This is a genomic window from Streptomyces sp. WAC05292 (assembly GCF_003949955.1).
Taxonomy (GTDB): domain Bacteria; phylum Actinomycetota; class Actinomycetes; order Streptomycetales; family Streptomycetaceae; genus Streptomyces; species Streptomyces globosus.
Genome location: NZ_RPSE01000782.1, coordinates 1 through 944 on the forward strand (window position 1 = coordinate 1; position 944 = coordinate 944).

Annotated in this window: 1 protein-coding gene; it reads right to left on the reverse strand. The window is 75.6% G+C overall.

Features of this window, described 5'->3' with window-relative positions; translation table 11 throughout:
- On the reverse strand, nt 1-941 hold a 941-nt coding region (locus tag EF903_RS33005), incomplete at its 3' end, for an AMP-binding protein (protein ID WP_260616245.1).
- Nucleotides 942-944: the final 3 nt, after the last annotated feature.

The following is a 944-nucleotide window of genomic DNA, read 5'->3' on the forward strand; positions in this document are numbered from 1 at the left end:
CGGACCCGCCCGTACACCAGCCGCTCGTACAGCCGGTGCTGCACCCGCAGCGCCGCCGACGGCCCCGGCCCCGCCCCGAACGCCTGCCGCTCGCACGCCTCCGCATACCGCACGGCAGCCTCGACGGCCCGGTCGAAGACACCGACCCGCCCCTCCGCCTCCGCCGCCCGGCGGGCCGCCGCGAACACCTTCTCGAACACGTACGGCACACCCAGCACGAACGTCGGCCGGAACGCCGCGAGCTCCGGCACCAGCTCCGCCGCCGCCAGATCCGGCTGATGCCCCAGCTTGACCCGCGCCCGGACGGCCGCGACCTCCACCACCCGCCCGAAGACGTGCGCGAGCGGCAGGAACAGCAGCGTGGACGGAACCTCCCCGGGCCCGGTCCGGAACACCGACTCCCACCGCCGGACCAGCGTGTCCGCCTCGAACATGAAGTTCGCGTGGGTCAGCACGCACCCCTTGGGGCGCCCGGTCGTCCCCGACGTGTAGATGACGGTCGCCACGGCGTCGGGCGTCACCGCCCCCCGCCGCCCGTGCACCACGTCCTCCGGCACGCCCCGCCCGTCGGCGACGAGCCCGGCGAGGGCCCCGGCATCGAGCTGCCACAGCCGCCGCAGCCGCGGCAGCCCCCCGACGACCGACCCGACGGTCATGGCCTGGTCCTCGTCCTCCACGACGCACGCGGTGCACCCGGAATCGGACAGGATCCACTGCACCTGCTCGGCCGAGGAGCTCGGGTACACGGGCACGGGCTGGGCCCCGACCGCCCACAGCGCGAAGTCGAACAGCGTCCACTCGTACCGGGTCCGCGACATCACCGCCACCCGGTCCCCGAACCCCACCCCCTGCGCGACCAGCCCCCGCGCCAGCGCCAGCACCTCGCCGGCGAACTCCCCGGCCGTCACGTCCCGCCAGACCCCGCCCCGCTTGCGGCCCATGAC